The sequence below is a fragment of the Streptomyces sp. NPDC001137 genome, assembly GCF_040298885.1.
Classification (GTDB): Bacteria; Actinomycetota; Actinomycetes; order Streptomycetales; family Streptomycetaceae; genus Streptomyces.
On sequence record NZ_JBEPBA010000011.1, the window covers coordinates 268,206 to 282,244 of the forward strand.

Below are 14,039 nucleotides of genomic sequence, written 5' to 3' on the forward strand. Positions count from 1 at the left end.
GCTCGAGGAACTGTGAGCGTCTCGGTCGCCCTGTTCACCGCCGACCTGCGGGTGCACGACAACCCGGTCCTCCGGGCCGCTGTGAAGGACGCGGAACGTGTGGTCCCGCTCTTCGTCGTCGACAGCGGCATCCGCCGCACCGGTTTCACCGGACCCAACCGCGCCGCGTTCCTCGCCGACAGCCTGGCCGATCTCGACGCCGCCCTGCGGGCAAGGGGCGGCCGGCTGGTGGTGCGCGTCGGTGACGTGGTCGAGGAGACCTGCCGGGTGGCGGCGGAGACCGGGGCAGCCGTGGTGCACATCGCGGGCGGGGTGAGCCGCTACGCGGCACGGCGCGAGGACCGGCTGCGCACGGAGCTGGCCGGCGACCGACGCGAACTACGCGTCCACGAGGCCTCGTTGACGGCCGTGCCCCCGGGGGCCCTGACACCCGCGGGCAAGGACAGGGACCACTTCGCCGTCTTCACCCCGTACTTCCGCCGATGGGAGAGCTTCTCCGTGCGCGGCGTCCTGCCGGCACCGGACGCCGTACGGCTGCCGGACGTGGCCTCGGCCGGTCTTCCTCGCGCGAAGTCCCTCGCGTCGGGCTCCACCTCGCCGGGCCTGCCAGCCGGCGGGGAGTCCGAGGCCCGCCGCAGGCTGCGGGCATGGCTGGCGGGCCCGCTGTCCGCATACGAAGACCGGCACGACGACCTGGCCGCCGACGCGACCTCCCGGCTCTCCCCCTACCTGCACTTCGGCTGCCTCTCACCCACCGAACTGCTCCACCGGGCCCGTGCTCAGGACGATCCCGGTGCGCGGGCCTTCGTCCGCCAGCTCGCCTGGCGGGACTTCCACCACCAGGTCCTGGCGGCCCGCCCCGACGCTGCCGACCACGACTACCGGCCCCGGCACGACCGTTGGCGCCGCGCCACGAAGGAGTTCGAAGCCTGGCAGGACGGCCGCACGGGCTACCCCGTCGTCGACGCCGCCCTGAGACAGCTTCGCCACGAGGGCTGGATGCCGGGCCGTGCCCGCCTGCTCGCGGCGAGCTTTCTCACCAAGACGCTGTACCTGGACTGGCGGGCGGGAGCGCGCCACTTCCTGGACCTCCTTGTCGACGGCGATGTGGCGAACAACCAGCTCAACTGGCAGTGGGTCGCCGGGACCGGCACGGACACCCGCCCGAACCGGCTCCTCAACCCACTCGTCCAGGCACGCCGGTACGACCCCCGCGGGGAGTACGTACGCCGCTGGCTCCCCGAGCTCAGCCACCTCGACGCCACCGCGGTCCACCGCGTCGTCCACCTCGACACAGCCACCCGGTCGGGCCTGGACTACCCCGCCCCGATCGTGGACCTCGCCGCAGCCACCACCCGATTCAGGCAGCGGCGGAGAGCCAACTGACCGAACAAAGACAAACCCCAGGCGCGTGAGTCGGATTGCACCGTTGTCGACCGTCGGTTTCCGCTCTCCTGCCCGGCGACGGCCCGACCAGCGATATCTCCGTCACACTGTCCGCCGGAACCCTGCGGGCCATCCGTGAGCGGGTCGGCAAGCGGGGCGTATCGGCGTACCTGGAGAGGGCGGCCCAGCGGCAGATCGAGCGGGACAACCTGGACGAGCTGATCGCGGACTTCGACGAGGTGCACGGCCCGGCCGACCCCGAGGCCGTGGCAGCCAAACGTGCCCGACTGACCGGCGGCGCCTCAAATGCCGGGACGGCCGCGTGAGCGGTGCCCTGGTCCTGGACAGCGAGGGTCTGGCAAAGGCCGTACAGCGTGATCGGGAAATCCTCACTGCCGGACATCCACGCGTTGGTTCGGAGAAGGTCTGAGCCGAGGCGCTTTGCAGCCGAACTCGCGCTCTCAGCTTGGCAAGCGACGGCGCTTTCAGGTCGGAGCGCCTCTGACCTGGCCGTATGCATCTGACGTAGCGGCTGGGAGTGCGGGGTCGCACCGCTGTCGACCGTGGTTGACCGCTCGGTACGAGTGTCGGAGTGCCCTGCCGGGTGGGTGTGCACTCTCCGGCCCCGTCGGCGGGCGTAGGCTCGAAGGCACCGAGGGCACCTCGTGTGCCGGCTCACGCGCCGGTGCCGTTCTCGGCGAACGACGACGCCGGGCCGGACCCGTCCGGACCCGGAGCAGGGTTCGCCCATGACCGTGAACACGCCGGACCGCCCGCAGACCGCCCACCTGGGGACACCCGGCCGACAACCGGCGCTTACCGAGGCGCCGCCGCAGCGGCGCCGGCAGGGGCCCTCACCCGAGAAGGGCGAGTTCGTCCGCCCGCTGACCCGGTGCCAGATCGACGACCGCATGGAAGAGCTCGGCGAGCTGTACACCAACACCTCTTCCCACCAGGTGCGGGCCTCGGACGCGTCGGGCCAGGACCGGTCCGCCGTGTTCCGGCGACGGCTCGCGGGCCACATGCGGCGACCGGGGTTCGAACTGCTCGTGGCGGAGACCGCCGGCCCCTCGGGCGCCATCGGCCTCACCGCCTGCGCCTACGGTTTCCCTGTGCGTGGCGACGGGCCCTGGTGGGACGGCCTCGACGGGTGCCTCCCGCAGAGCCTGCTGCGTGTCGCCGCCTTCGGCAGGCTCTTCGCCGTCGCCGACATACTCGTGGAGCGACGGGTACGCACGCAGGACCAGAGCCGCGAGTGGAACCTCGCCCGGCGCCTGCAGAAGCGTCTGCTGAGCGATCACTCAGCCGCGCTCGGTGTCACGCTGGTCGACCGGGACAACGCGGACATGCTCGAAGCACTTCTGTCCTGGGGCTGGCGCTGCCTGTCGGCCGACGCCCGTGAGGCGTCGCATCTCGCTCCCGGCCGATTTCTGGTGCTCCGCTGACCGACGGGTGGCGACCAGCGACCGGCGGGCGTGGGCCCGTCAACCGCTCTCGGCCGGCACTCGTGTCGACCGCACTGCCCCTTCTCGTGTTCCACCCGTCCCGGATCCGTCCCGACCCTGGTGAGGCACCATGCGCTGTGTGATCGCCCGTTATCCCTTCGACCTGTCCAAGGCGGTCGTGGAGATGTCGATGGAGAACGTCCTGCCCGAGGCCCTGACGGGGGAATGTGTCGTCATCGGGGGCCGGGTGTACCCCGTCAAGCAGGTGGGAGTGGTGATCACCCGCCAGGACCCGCGCGACTTCACCGCCGCGGAGATGGTCCGGGCACTGGTCCGTCTCGGCTTCACCTGCCGAACCGCACCTCAGCAGCCCTCGCCGACGCCCGGCCTGTCGTACGGTTCCGTCGACCGGTCGCTCGGCTGACCCTCCCGTACGTCCGCCGTGATCCGGCCGATCCGTGACGCGGCGGCCCTTCTGCGCGCAGCCCGCCCGCGCAAAACCTGCGGCCGCCCGGCCACCGGCCGTCCGGCGTGCTTCGATCGTCCCCGGGCACGGGAGATCCATGCCCGGTACGGGCTGCCGTACGTCATCGGGCCTCTGGGTCGGCAGTACGTGTCGATATGGGGGCGAGTGCTGCGCCCCGCGCTGCCGTTGGCGTTCCGCGCCAGGCGTCCTGGGCGCTGGCGTAGGCGGGGAAGCGGCCGAGTACCCCGCCGTCCAGCATGACGAGTTCTATGCCACGGCTGCTGTGGACGACGCGGACCCAGCCCTGCCGGGCCCGGCAGTCGTCCCACGCCTCGCACAGCGGTTGCAGGATGCTTCCGTCCGCGAAGGTCACCTCGCGGAGATCGACGATGAGGAAGACGCGTCCGCACCCGGCGCGGGCACCCTGCAGAGCGTGCACCAGGCGAGTCATGGCGGTCAGGTCCAGCTGGCCGCGGGCGCACACCATCCGGCATTCGTCGAACAGTTCGGGCATACGGAAAGGCTCGGACGGGTCGTGATGAGCGCACATGCGCCCCATCTCCTCTGCCCGGTTGGAGCTTGGACGAACGCTGTCCGCCGTACGGGATCAGGCGTCCTGGAGGCCGGTGCCCCCGAGCGCTTCCGAGGCGGCCTGGAGGGGGCTACGGGCACCCGCGTCCGGGGTCGGTGCGGCCCCGGGACGGGAGTGACAGGTGAAGCCGAGGCGGGCCATGGTCCGGATGACCTCGCCGCTGGTGAAGTCGCGGCGGTCCTGCCGGGTGATGACCTCACCGACCTGCATCACGGGATAGCGGCGGCGGCCGATGGTCACGGAATCACCGGTGACGATCTCGGGCCTGACGCCCGCCATCGAGTCCAGCACTCCGTGCTTGGTCAGTTCGAACGGGTAGCGGGCGATGACACAGCGCATGGTGCCTCACAGGGAGAAGGTGGAAGGGCGGACGAACGGGCACGGTCCGTCGAGGACGTCTCGCAGCCGGACGTGGTCCGTGTAGGCGGAACTGTCGCGGTGCACGGCGAGTTGGGCCCGGGTGACCGAGCCGGTGCGCTCGTCGTCCCCGTCGCACAGGAGCAGGTGGTCCACACCGGCACCGGCCATGACAGACAGGGCCACCTCGACGGTCATGTCGTCGAACACACGCAGCTCGATCGCGTCCACGTGGTCGACCCGGGCCATGACCTCGGGAGTGCTCGGGTTTCGATGAGTCTGGATCGGTGTCACAGCTGCCTCCTGCGGTACGTGCGGATTCTCTGAGCGCGACGGGCTTGCGCAGGCGGTCCGTCGCCGACCGGCGACGGACCGGCGACATGTCATGCTGCGCGGCGCCTCGCCGCGGACCGGCCCCGGGCGGGGCGCCCCCGTCGGCTGCGGGCCGAGGCCGACGCACCGGACACGGCCCGCCGGGGCGGCTCCGCGGTCGGCGTGGAGATGACGACCGGGACACCGGACGGGGCCTTGGCGCCGGTGATGCGGCTCAGTTCCGCCTCTCCCGAGCGCACCGCGGTGATCGTCGGGCTGATGCCGGCCGAGGCCATCAGCCGGCTCATGTCACGGCGCTGGCCCGGGGTCACCAGGGTGACGACGCTGCCCGACTCGCCGGCCCGGGCCGTACGGCCGCCGCGGTGCAGATAGTCCTTGTGGTCGCCCGGCGGATCCACGTTGACGACCAGGTCGAGGTCGTCGACATGGATGCCGCGCGCCGCGACATTGGTCGCCACCAGCGCCGTCACCTGCCCGCTCTTGAACTGCGCGAGGGTCCGGGTGCGCTGCGGCTGGGACCTGCCGCCGTGCAGGGCGGCCGCCCGGACACCGCTGCCGAGGAGGTGCTTGGTCAGCCGGTCCACCGCGTGCTTGGTGTCCAGGAACATGATCACCCGGCCGTCGCGCGCGGCGATCTCGGTCGTCGTGCGGTGCTTGTCCGCCTCGTGCACATGGAGGACGTGGTGCTCCATCGTGGTGACGGCACCCGCCGACGGGTCGACGGAGTGGACCACCGGGTCGGTCAGATAGCGGCGGACCAGCTTGTCGACGTTGCGGTCCAGGGTGGCAGAGAAGAGCATCCGCTGGCCTGAGGGACGCACCTGGTCGAGCAGCGCGGTGACCTGGGGCATGAACCCCATGTCGGTCATCTGGTCCGCCTCGTCCAGGACGGTGACGGCGACCTCGCCCAGCCGGCAGTCGCCCCGGTCGATGAGGTCCTTCAGCCGCCCCGGCGTCGCGACGACGACCTCGGCCCCGTCCCGCAGCGCATGCGCCTGCCTGCCGATCGACATCCCGCCGACCACGGTGGCCAGCCGCAGCCGCACGGCGCGGGCGTACGGGGTGAGCGCGTCGGTGACCTGCTGGGCGAGTTCGCGGGTGGGTACCAGGATCAGGGCCAGCGGCTGCCGTGGTTCGGCTCGGCGGCCCGCCGTACGGGCCAGCACGGGGAGGCCGAAGGCGAGGGTCTTGCCGGAGCCTGTGCGGCCGCGGCCGAGTACGTCACGGCCGGCCAGGGAGTTCGGCAGGGTGGCCGCCTGGATCGGGAACGGCACGCTCACGCCTTGGTGGCCGAGCGCGGCCAACAGCGGTGCCGGCATGGCGAGTTCGGCGAACGACTCGACGGCGGGCAGTGCGGGCTCGATCGTCTTGGGCAGCGCGAACTCGCCGCCGGGCGCGGCCTGTCGGCTGTCGTGGACCTTGGGGCGGCGCCGGGCGCCGGAGCGGTTTGCGGGGGAGCCCTCGAAACGGTCGTAAGGGCGGGTGGCGCGCGGGGTTCGCTGGGGGCGTTGAGCGCGTGAAACGCGTGCTGTGTTCATGTGGATTCTTCCTCGATGCGGGCGCGTATCAAGGAATTCCCGCAGCATGATGAACGGCGCAGAGAATCGCGAGAACGAGCCGAAGACGACAGGGGCGATTTCCCCTGAAAATGCAGCGAGCTGGGGCCCGCACCCCAAGGTGCGGGCCCCAGCTGCGAAGTGTGCGTCGGTGCTGTGGTCAGGCCGGAACGATGTTCTCGGCGGTCGGGCCCTTCTGGCCCTGCCCGATGTCGAACGACACCTTCTGGCCTTCCTGCAGCTCGCGGAAGCCCTGGGCGGCGATGTTCGAGTAGTGGGCGAAGACGTCGGCGCCGCCGCCGTCCTGCTCGATGAAGCCGAAGCCCTTTTCGGCGTTGAACCACTTCACAGTGCCTGTAGCCATGTCATTTCTCCTTCGGAAACGGTGCTCGGAGTTCGCCCTGTGCGGCCTCCGTGTCGCCGCGATGATCAGCCCGTCGGAAAATGAACCTTTTGGCAACCACAACTGCAACCTGTCTCGACAGTAGCACGCGCATTGGGCCACCTGTCGCGAATAATTCCGCTCAACCGGATGGGTGGGAGAAATATTCCTCCTCCCCCGTGCCTAATTCTCTCTTCGAGGCAACAGATATTTGCCGATCAGCGGGTCAGCAGCGCGCTCGCGCCGAGGTGGAGCGCGGGGTCGGCCGCCGCGGTCATCAGCCGGGAGGCTTCGTCGGCGGACTCCTGGGGCGGGACGACGAGGAGCACGCGGCGTCCGGCGCTGTCGCAGTCCAGCGTGATGACATGCTTCTCGCCCGCGGATCGGGTCGCTTCCACGGTGATCACTCGGCCGGGTGCCATCACCGTGTGCGGTGCGTCGGGCCATTGAGCGGCGTCCACGGTGACGCACACCGTGGTGCCCAGGTCCGGCTCCAACGTGGCGACGAGTGACGGCAGTTCCAGTTCAAGCGCGTCGCAGCGCGGCCACCAGGCCCCGTCCAGCGGGCCGTGGCCGACTCCCGGGGTGAGAGCCAGACGGGGCAGGGGCATTCGGTAGTCGTGCCCGCCGTCAGTGGGCAGGTCTTCGGCAGGCGTTCCGCCGGGTTCCATCGTGCGCTCCCGTCCGGGAGCCGAGGGCGGCTGCCCGCTTGGTCACTCGCCGGGAACGGCACCGCCGGTCGCGCTGCGCGAAAAGCCCTCGGTCCGTCCAGGCTACGCCTGGACGGGGAGGAGCGGTTCGAGGAGCGACGCCCTGGCCGGTCAGGCCGGTCACAGCGCCAGAACCGCGCGCACTCTGTTGCCGCCCCCGTCGACCGGATCGATGTCGAAGCGCTGTGCCAGGCACCGCACCATGGCGAGGCCGCGCCCGCTCTCAGCCCACGTCGTCAGCGGCCGAACCTCGGGTCGGCCGGGGCTGCCGTCGTAGACCTCGACGGTCACCTGGGTGTCCGACACGTGCAGGCGCAGGCGGCAGCTGCCGCCGTGCCGCGTGGCGTTGGTGACCAGCTCGGAGACGATGAGGGTCGCGTCGCCGATGTGCTCGGCGTCGAGCCCCGCCGTCCGGCGGTCGGGCCGGGCGAGGAACCGCGAGGTCAACTTGCGCGCCCTGCCCGCCGATTCGGCCTCGTCGGGCAGCAGGTACTCGACTCGTGCGGAACGCCGATGGGTACGCCGACGCGTACGCATGGCGGATCACATCCCCTCCTGGGCCACCCGACCACCATGGCCGTGGCCGTTCCCCCGCCGCGGCATGTCCTGCCCGGCCGGGCCTGCCCGGTGCTGATGCCCGTTGCAGGTGATCGCCAACCGGAAACGGCTGAGCCGGGCACCGCCGGCGGGACACGCTGCCGCGCCGTGGAGGTCACGTCTCCCCTGCCGGACGGCGGCTTCCTCCCCCGTCCCGAAGGAGCGCGCTCGCGGTGAGGCGGAGCGCGGGATCGGCCGCGGCCCTCATCAGCCGCCCGGCCGTGGCGGTCTCGGTCCCGGGCGGAACAATCAGTAGGTCCCGGCGTCCGACGCCGTAGGCGAACAGCCGGATGGCGTGCGGGTCGAACCCGGATGTGAACCACCTTGCCCGCACCGTGTGGCCGGCGACGGCCAGGTCGCACGGTGCCTGAGGCCAGGCGCTGCGGTGTGCGGCCATACGAGTCACACGCCCCCACGACCTGTCGAACGCCTCGATGAGAGCGGGCAGTTCGGCCGGAAGATCGTCGGAACGGGGCCACCAGGCGCCGCTCACGGGGCCGTGCGGAAAGGTCGGCGGACGCAGGGTGAGACGGACGGGCCGAAGGGAAGAAGGTCGTATCCGCCCGGGCGAGGCGCGTTGACCGGTGGGCGCGTTCATGTCGCGGTCCCTGTCCCCGGGCCGCCGTGCGACGGACCGGTGTCGTGGTGCGCCGAGAGCGACGCCGACGGGGAGCCGGCGTACGGGCAACTCCTGGTCCGTTCCACGCTACTCCGCCCCGGCGCGTGGACGGGCGGGCCGCGCCCGGTGGATTCTCCATGGCCCTCAAGGGTTCTCACCCGGGGCGAGTCCACCTAGGCTTGCCGCATTCCGCCGTGCACACGTTTCGTCGGAACGCACGCCGGTCGGCAGCTCGTTGGCTGTCTGTGTCCCGAGCCCCGGGCAAGGATCGAGTCTCAGCCTCTGCAGAGCGGTCGGCTTTCGTCACACGTTGTGGTCGGCTCCAGTGCTCGCCACGTCCTGCTTCCCCTCGTCGCGAGACCGGCGCGGTGCCTCCCGCATGCCGTCGCGCGGTCCGATGCGGGGCACACGGCCCCCAATCGCGCGCCCGTGAAGGGGGCTTCGGCCGCGCGGGGAGTCCCAGACGGCCGCTGCCGGGGATCGAACAACCGGCGGCGGCCGTCGGAAGGCGCTTGCGCGGGCGGACCTGTGGCCGTTCGCGCGCGCAGCAGCCGCCCCGTTCAGGCGCGCAGCAGCCGCCCGGTGATCTCCCGGTACTCCCGCAGCGCGAGCCGGAGTTCGGCGGACTGCGTCTCGGGATCCCGGTCCTGCCAGCCCGCGCGCAGGGCGCGCCGACGTTCCGTAAGGGCGTTCACCAGCGCCTCGGTGGCTTCGTCGAAGGCGTTCTCGGCCTCCTCCAGGGCCTCGCCCGGAGCGTCCGCGAAGGTGTTCACGGCGTGTCCGAGGCGCCGGACGATCCTGTCCCGTTCGTCGGTCGGGAGCAGCGGTTCCACGCCCGGGGCGCGGCGCCCGGCGAGGCCCGGGGGCCGGTCGGCGGGTTGTTGGGCGCGTGTCTGGTCGTACATCGTCGTATTCACCGTTCCCGTGGTGATGGGGGCCGTCGCCCGAAGACGCCTTTGGCCTTCCCGGCGGCCTGCTTCAGGCTGCCTGAAGCCCGAACGGCCCTGCCATCACGGCTCTGCGCCGTCCCGTCAGTCAACGTCCGGCGACGATCCGTGTCAACGCGGCACCGGCCTGACCAGCGGTCTGCGAGGGCTTCCCGGCACGGGGAGTACGGTGGTGGGGAGAAAAAGGGTGCGTCGTGCCCATCCGACAGGTCGTCTCCAGTACGCCACCCATCCAACCACGGGCAGCCCGTGACCCCGGCCGCACCTCCGTCCCAGCGGCCTCCGCCGAGGTCAAGGAGCTCCTCCATGTCACCCGGCTCCACCACACCCACCGCGGCGACCCCGCCGGTCACCGCATCGCCGCCCCGGGATCGTGACGGCTCCTCCCCCCTTCCCGCCGGACGGCCCGTTGCCCGTGAGCGGCGGCGGGGAGTGGCTGTATGCGGCGGCGCCGACGGTGATCGTGGTGGCCGTTCCCGGCTCTCGGCCTGGGCGGCCGGCTGCTGCGGGGTCGGCTCACCCACACGCGTCGACATCCTGCTCGCCGTGGTCCTCTGCACGATCAAAACGATCACGGACAGCCGCATGATCGGTGAGCGCCCCTTTCGCATCAGTCACCACGACCGGGCCACCAGCCTGTGGCCGCCGGGCCCGCTCTCCTTCGGTGAGAGCCCGTACCCCCTCCACCACGCCGACCCCACCAGCGCACGGCACGGCGCCGACCGCGGTCGGCTCGCCCCGTCGGCCGCAGTCATACGACTCCTCGAACGCCTCGGCGGCTGCACGACGCGCGCCGGCCGACGCAGGTTCGGGCCGCGGCCTGTCGTGCCAGGCGTCAACCATCCCATTGTGCAAGGCAGTTGGCAGGAGCCGTCATGACCACCGCACTGCAACCCCCGCTTCCCTCCCAGCCCGCCCTGCGCCTGCGTCTGGCCCCGCACAGGGACCTGCCCCGGGCCATCGACGGCGCGTGGTGGCCTCGCTCGTACGACCTCCTCGCCGAACTTCCGCAACTGCTCGCCGGGTTGCCGCACGCGTGGGGCCACATCACCAGCGTCACGGTCAGCGGGGCGACCTGGTCCGCGGTGCCCGGCCGGATGCTCGTCTCCAACCAGGTCGTACGGCTGCGCAGGACACCGGCGGCATCCGCCCCGCGCACCGTCGTCCTGCTCGCCCCCGGCCGGGGGCGCTGGGACCTGCTCGTCGTGCCGCCGGACACGACCGAGGAGGCCGCAGAACCGCTCATGTCGGCTGCCGCGGACGGTCGGGGCTGACCCGGCCGGTGACCGGCTGCCGGGCCGCTCACCTGGCCGCCGGGGCACTGAAGGCCAGGGCGGTGAGCCGGCCGTCACATGCCCGCCGCCGGCCCGTCCGCCGGGCCGGTCCCGGTGTCGTACGACGAGGCTGTGCCGTCAGGCTCTTCCGCCGTCATGAGGGCGGACGCGGTCCAGTGCGGGCCCGTGCCTGCGCTCGCGGCAGCCATCAGCCGGGCGGCAGCCGCGTCGTCGGTCCCGGGGGGAACCACCAGGAGGTTCCAGGGGCCCGACGTGCCGGACAGCAGCAGGATCTTGTGCGGATCCAGCTCCGAGGTGAACCAACCCACCTTCGCCACATGGCCGTTGACGAAGATTCTGCGCGGAATGATGGGCCAGTAGCGGGGATTGAAGGCGATCCGGGTGATCCGGCCCCACAGCGGGTCCAGTACGTCGGCCAGCGGGGTGAGTTCCTGTGTCAGGTCACGTGAGCGGGGCCACCAGGCGCCGTCCAGCTCGACGTGTTCCGGGGAAGGGCTCACGGGTCTGAGGGCGAGGCGTGCGGTCGGAGCCCGGAAGGGTATGGCGCTCAGCGGAGGACGGCCGGTGGTCGCGGACATCGTGTGGACCCGTCTCCGGACTCCCTGCGCGTGGGCAGTTGTCCGGCGTCGTTGCTCACCAGGAACGACACCGGCATCGGGGTCGGTGTGCGAAATGCTCCCGATGACCTCACGCTACTCCTCGAACAGGCCGAACGGACCGCCCTGGCCGTCGCCTCACTCGCGCCGGCTGTCCGCTCCCGGGGAGCGGCTGGTCTCCAGCCAGGACCGCGCCGGCTCCGCCGCCCGCGTCGTGTCCACGACGAGCTCGAGGCGCGTTCCTCCCCAGGCGCCCGCGGGATAGCTGCGCTGCTCGGTCGCCGCGAAGCAACGTCGGAGCACTTCCGCGACACGGCGGGCGACCTCGGGTGAGGCCGCGACGATGCGTACGTCGGCGTGCCCTTCCGAGGGGGTTTGCCTGGTCTGCTGCATGGCGACCTCGGGTTGTCTGGGCACGGATGAACGGACCGGATGTTCGACTCTACTCCGGCGCGTCTCGCGGCTCACGCGCGTGACCAGCGGCCTTCCCGGCCGCAGTGAGCCGCGGAGTACCGTGGAACGAGGAATCCACTCCGCGCTTCCGCCGGCGGACAGACAGGTGAGTGTGATGCCCGACTCCGACTCCCCGCGTGCGACCAGGCTCCTGCCGGACACGCTCCACCAGGTGGCGAAGCCCGGGACGGCCGTCGTACGGCTGGAGACGACACATGAACGGCAGGGCGTTCTGGACGGGGCATGGTGGCCGCGGTCCCGTGACATCGCAGCCGAGCTGCCCGCCCTGATCACCGCTCTGACCGAGTATCTCGGGCCGGTCACCCGCATCGGCCTGGACGCCACCGCCTGGGAGGAACTGCCGACGCGACTGATCGTCGACGACCGTGTGGTCCACATCGACTCCTTCCCGGTCGGCGACGACACCGTCCTCGTCACCAGGGGCGAGGCGGACCACTTCTCTCTCCTCGTTGTCCCGCCGCACGCGACGCCCGAGGCGGCACGCGCCGCGATGGCCGAAGCGGTACGCGCCGACAACATCACCCAGGCCGCACAGATCCTCATCGACACCGGCACCGACCGGGTGGAGCCGCGGATATGACGACGGCCGGTCCGGCGCCGGGATGTCCGTCCGCGTCCGCTGCCGGGATGTCTGTCCGCGTCCGCTGCCGCGCGCTGGACGTCGACCTCGCCGACGTGGTGAACGTGGCGCTTGCCGGCGGCCTACCGCTCAGCGGGCTGAGGGCTCGCCTCCGGCCCATCCACGTGAAAGTACAGCTCAGCGCCACACTGAGACGTCAATGAGGCGCCTCCTCAAGGCGCGCATGCCCTCTGCGCGCCCAATCTCGCAGCGCACGAGTACCGGTAAGCGCAGCAACGGGTCCCAAATGAAACAAGCCCCAGGCCGCTGACCTGGAGCTTCAAGAAGAGCGGGTGACGAGAATGGAACTCGCGCTCTCAGCTTGGGAAGCGACGGCGCTTGCGGAGGCGAATAGCTTCTGACCTGGGTGTATGTGCTGTGACGTGACGTCCGAGAGGGCAGGATCGCACCGCTGTTGACCGTGGTTTACCGGTCTTAGGGGCACGCTATGGGCACGCTGACGACTCGGAGGCGCGGGGAGCGCTTCTTAAGGGCTGGCGGAAAGCCGGCTTCCGGAGACGAGCCCGGTTGGAAATATGCCGTTGCAGGAGCACATGGAGGCACTCATGACCCGGTCGTGCGTGGTGGGTCAAGAGTGGTCGCCACGGCTGCGGCCACTACGTGGAGCGCGGGCACCATTCCTCCCCTGCCACCGGTGGGTCCCTGTGGGATTCGAACCCACAACCAATGGATCAAAAGTCCTGGAGTGATCTTGATAGGTGGTTTCGGGCGCTTCTTCGGTGTCCGAAACCACCAGGTCAGAGCCGATGTGGCTCGTGACCCGGCCTTCTCCGTCATGGCCTGTGCGGCTCCCTCCGCTCACGCAGAAGCCCCTGCCCCGAAGGCTCCTCGCTGGGCCGGCCCAGGCCACCGGTGACCGGGGCGCCGTCCTCCTAAGCCGCGGGGTCGTCCTCGTCGTGGAGCGGAAACACCTGCCGCAGCGGGCTGCGTTCGAAGGCGAGCCGGACATTGGTGCTGGACCCGCTCAGGCTGAGGCTGCCCCCGGCGTGGTGGAGAGCCTGTCGCACTCCGAGCAGGACATAGAAGCTGGCGTTGTCGCAGCGGGTCACTCCGCACAGCACCAGCGTCACATGTCTGCTGCCCTCGGCCAGCACGACGGAGACCAGGTCGCACAGTGCGGGTCCACCGCACCGGTCGCCTGGGCCTTCTGGTACTTCGACCGCTCCTAGCCCTCGACGGGCACTCACTGACTCCCGCTCTGGCTGCACGAGCCCTCGGGAAGGCCCGGTTCCCCACCGGGGCGGGTTCAACAACTCCCCAGCGGCCAGAGCGGGATCCCCCAACCACGGCACAAACGCGCCCTGTCGCCGTGGCAGCAGCACCCCCGATGAACCCCCGTCCTGGCCGCCGGGTCTGCCCGCGGCCGGGACGGGTCCAGGGCTCCGCACTTCGCGGGGCTCGTCCACTCACTCCTTAGGAGAGGAACGACCATGAACATCGACGACCTGTTCACAGGTGACCTGATCACCGGCGTCCCCAGCATGGACGCGGCGCTGCTCGACAAGATGCCCGGGGGTGGCGACAACAACGGCGACCACTGCAGCTGATACGCTGGGCTCCCTCGTCTTCCACATCGCCCGGCAGTTCGGCTGGAACGGGCAGGTGCTGCTGAACTACGGCTCGATCGAGTTCCTCGGCCCGTAC

General features: G+C 71.0%; 19 protein-coding genes. 7 read left to right on the forward strand and 12 right to left on the reverse strand.

Annotation, left to right across the window (positions count from 1 at the left end):
- Nucleotides 1–12 precede the first annotated feature (12 nt).
- From ABT254_RS23895 to ABT254_RS23910, 4 genes are all read left to right on the forward strand, one after another.
- The gene (locus ABT254_RS23895; RefSeq protein ID WP_351473498.1) at nucleotides 13–1,386 is read left to right on the forward strand and encodes a cryptochrome/photolyase family protein; all 1,374 of its coding nucleotides are present in this window, start codon (nucleotides 13–15) and stop codon (nucleotides 1,384–1,386) included.
- 35 nt (nucleotides 1,387–1,421) lie between these two features.
- Nucleotides 1,422–1,712, forward strand: a complete 291-nt coding sequence (locus ABT254_RS23900; RefSeq protein ID WP_351473501.1) for a hypothetical protein — start codon at nucleotides 1,422–1,424, stop codon at nucleotides 1,710–1,712.
- Nucleotides 1,713–2,135: 423 nt separating this feature from the next.
- Nucleotides 2,136–2,831 (forward strand): hypothetical protein, encoded by a 696-nt coding sequence (locus ABT254_RS23905; protein WP_351473504.1) that lies wholly within the window; start codon nucleotides 2,136–2,138, stop codon nucleotides 2,829–2,831.
- A 130-nt stretch (nucleotides 2,832–2,961) separates the two neighbouring features.
- Nucleotides 2,962–3,255: an SCO5918 family protein gene (locus tag ABT254_RS23910; RefSeq protein WP_351473506.1), complete on the forward strand. Its 294-nt coding sequence runs from the start codon at nucleotides 2,962–2,964 to the stop codon at nucleotides 3,253–3,255.
- Between the two features lie 163 nt (nucleotides 3,256–3,418).
- On the opposite strand, the gene ABT254_RS23915 is transcribed toward ABT254_RS23910, so the two are convergent.
- From ABT254_RS23915 to ABT254_RS23955, 9 genes are all read right to left on the reverse strand, one after another.
- Nucleotides 3,419–3,811, reverse strand: coding sequence for an STAS domain-containing protein (locus ABT254_RS23915; RefSeq protein ID WP_351473509.1), 393 nt, complete (start codon nucleotides 3,809–3,811; stop codon nucleotides 3,419–3,421).
- 93 nt (nucleotides 3,812–3,904) lie between these two features.
- Nucleotides 3,905–4,228: an SCO5918 family protein gene (locus ABT254_RS23920; protein ID WP_351473512.1), complete on the reverse strand. Its 324-nt coding sequence runs from the start codon at nucleotides 4,226–4,228 to the stop codon at nucleotides 3,905–3,907.
- 6 nt (nucleotides 4,229–4,234) lie between these two features.
- A complete protein-coding gene (locus ABT254_RS23925; RefSeq protein WP_450748086.1) occupies nucleotides 4,235–4,540 on the reverse strand; it encodes a CBS domain-containing protein in 306 nt (101 codons plus the stop codon).
- A gap of 89 nt (nucleotides 4,541–4,629) precedes the next feature.
- Nucleotides 4,630–6,117 (reverse strand): DEAD/DEAH box helicase, encoded by a 1,488-nt coding sequence (locus ABT254_RS23930; protein WP_351473515.1) that lies wholly within the window; start codon nucleotides 6,115–6,117, stop codon nucleotides 4,630–4,632.
- A gap of 178 nt (nucleotides 6,118–6,295) precedes the next feature.
- Nucleotides 6,296–6,499, reverse strand: a complete 204-nt coding sequence (locus ABT254_RS23935) for a cold-shock protein (protein WP_351473518.1) — start codon at nucleotides 6,497–6,499, stop codon at nucleotides 6,296–6,298.
- A gap of 236 nt (nucleotides 6,500–6,735) precedes the next feature.
- A complete protein-coding gene (locus ABT254_RS23940; RefSeq protein ID WP_351473521.1) occupies nucleotides 6,736–7,188 on the reverse strand; it encodes a DUF5994 family protein in 453 nt (150 codons plus the stop codon).
- Between the two features lie 159 nt (nucleotides 7,189–7,347).
- Entirely contained in the window at nucleotides 7,348–7,764 is a 417-nt protein-coding gene (locus ABT254_RS23945; protein ID WP_351473524.1) for an ATP-binding protein, read from the reverse strand.
- A 175-nt stretch (nucleotides 7,765–7,939) separates the two neighbouring features.
- Nucleotides 7,940–8,422 carry a DUF5994 family protein gene (locus ABT254_RS23950; protein ID WP_351473527.1) on the reverse strand — a complete coding sequence of 161 codons (483 nt, stop codon included), beginning with the start codon at nucleotides 8,420–8,422 and terminating at the stop codon, nucleotides 7,940–7,942.
- 581 nt (nucleotides 8,423–9,003) lie between these two features.
- A complete protein-coding gene (locus ABT254_RS23955) occupies nucleotides 9,004–9,348 on the reverse strand; it encodes a hypothetical protein (protein WP_351473573.1) in 345 nt (114 codons plus the stop codon).
- A 348-nt stretch (nucleotides 9,349–9,696) separates the two neighbouring features.
- On the opposite strand from ABT254_RS23955, the gene ABT254_RS23960 reads away from it, so the two are divergent.
- Together ABT254_RS23960 and ABT254_RS23965 are read left to right on the forward strand one after the other, a co-directional pair.
- Entirely contained in the window at nucleotides 9,697–10,269 is a 573-nt protein-coding gene (locus ABT254_RS23960) for a hypothetical protein (RefSeq protein ID WP_351473530.1), read from the forward strand.
- Entirely contained in the window at nucleotides 10,266–10,664 is a 399-nt protein-coding gene (locus ABT254_RS23965; protein WP_351473533.1) for a DUF5994 family protein, read from the forward strand. The genes ABT254_RS23960 and ABT254_RS23965 overlap by 4 nt, the downstream gene beginning before the upstream one ends.
- Before the next feature lie 74 nt (nucleotides 10,665–10,738).
- Here the strand turns inward: ABT254_RS23965 and ABT254_RS23970 are convergent, their stop codons facing one another.
- Together ABT254_RS23970 and ABT254_RS23975 are read right to left on the reverse strand one after the other, a co-directional pair.
- Complete coding sequence (locus ABT254_RS23970) at nucleotides 10,739–11,263, reverse strand: DUF5994 family protein (RefSeq protein ID WP_351473536.1); 525 nt, start codon at nucleotides 11,261–11,263, stop codon at nucleotides 10,739–10,741.
- 156 nt (nucleotides 11,264–11,419) lie between these two features.
- Nucleotides 11,420–11,674: a hypothetical protein gene (locus ABT254_RS23975; RefSeq protein ID WP_351473576.1), complete on the reverse strand. Its 255-nt coding sequence runs from the start codon at nucleotides 11,672–11,674 to the stop codon at nucleotides 11,420–11,422.
- Between the two features lie 175 nt (nucleotides 11,675–11,849).
- Here ABT254_RS23975 and ABT254_RS23980 point away from each other — a divergent pair, with 175 nt between their 5' ends.
- A complete protein-coding gene (locus tag ABT254_RS23980; protein ID WP_351473539.1) occupies nucleotides 11,850–12,335 on the forward strand; it encodes a DUF5994 family protein in 486 nt (161 codons plus the stop codon).
- A 932-nt stretch (nucleotides 12,336–13,267) separates the two neighbouring features.
- On the opposite strand, the gene ABT254_RS23985 is transcribed toward ABT254_RS23980, so the two are convergent.
- The gene (locus tag ABT254_RS23985) at nucleotides 13,268–13,489 is read right to left on the reverse strand and encodes an STAS domain-containing protein (RefSeq protein WP_351473542.1); all 222 of its coding nucleotides are present in this window, start codon (nucleotides 13,487–13,489) and stop codon (nucleotides 13,268–13,270) included.
- Nucleotides 13,490–14,039: the final 550 nt, after the last annotated feature.

Bases quoted from the DNA above. Each gene is read 5' to 3' on its own strand.
- ABT254_RS23905 (WP_351473504.1), top strand. From the start codon at position 2,136: ATGACCGTGAACACGCCGGACCGCCCGCAGACCGCCCACCTGGGGACA.
- ABT254_RS23910 (WP_351473506.1), top strand. From the start codon at position 2,962: ATGCGCTGTGTGATCGCCCGTTATCCCTTCGACCTGTCCAAGGCGGTC.
- ABT254_RS23915 (WP_351473509.1), bottom strand. From the start codon at position 3,811: ATGCCCGAACTGTTCGACGAATGCCGGATGGTGTGCGCCCGCGGCCAG.
- ABT254_RS23920 (WP_351473512.1), bottom strand. From the start codon at position 4,228: ATGCGCTGTGTCATCGCCCGCTACCCGTTCGAACTGACCAAGCACGGA.
- ABT254_RS23930 (WP_351473515.1), bottom strand. From the start codon at position 6,117: ATGAACACAGCACGCGTTTCACGCGCTCAACGCCCCCAGCGAACCCCG.
- ABT254_RS23935 (WP_351473518.1), bottom strand. From the start codon at position 6,499: ATGGCTACAGGCACTGTGAAGTGGTTCAACGCCGAAAAGGGCTTCGGC.
- ABT254_RS23940 (WP_351473521.1), bottom strand. From the start codon at position 7,188: ATGGAACCCGGCGGAACGCCTGCCGAAGACCTGCCCACTGACGGCGGG.
- ABT254_RS23945 (WP_351473524.1), bottom strand. From the start codon at position 7,764: ATGCGTACGCGTCGGCGTACCCATCGGCGTTCCGCACGAGTCGAGTAC.
- ABT254_RS23950 (WP_351473527.1), bottom strand. From the start codon at position 8,422: ATGAACGCGCCCACCGGTCAACGCGCCTCGCCCGGGCGGATACGACCT.
- ABT254_RS23955 (WP_351473573.1), bottom strand. From the start codon at position 9,348: ATGTACGACCAGACACGCGCCCAACAACCCGCCGACCGGCCCCCGGGC.
- ABT254_RS23960 (WP_351473530.1), top strand. From the start codon at position 9,697: ATGTCACCCGGCTCCACCACACCCACCGCGGCGACCCCGCCGGTCACC.
- ABT254_RS23965 (WP_351473533.1), top strand. From the start codon at position 10,266: ATGACCACCGCACTGCAACCCCCGCTTCCCTCCCAGCCCGCCCTGCGC.
- ABT254_RS23970 (WP_351473536.1), bottom strand. From the start codon at position 11,263: ATGTCCGCGACCACCGGCCGTCCTCCGCTGAGCGCCATACCCTTCCGG.
- ABT254_RS23975 (WP_351473576.1), bottom strand. From the start codon at position 11,674: ATGCAGCAGACCAGGCAAACCCCCTCGGAAGGGCACGCCGACGTACGC.
- ABT254_RS23980 (WP_351473539.1), top strand. From the start codon at position 11,850: ATGCCCGACTCCGACTCCCCGCGTGCGACCAGGCTCCTGCCGGACACG.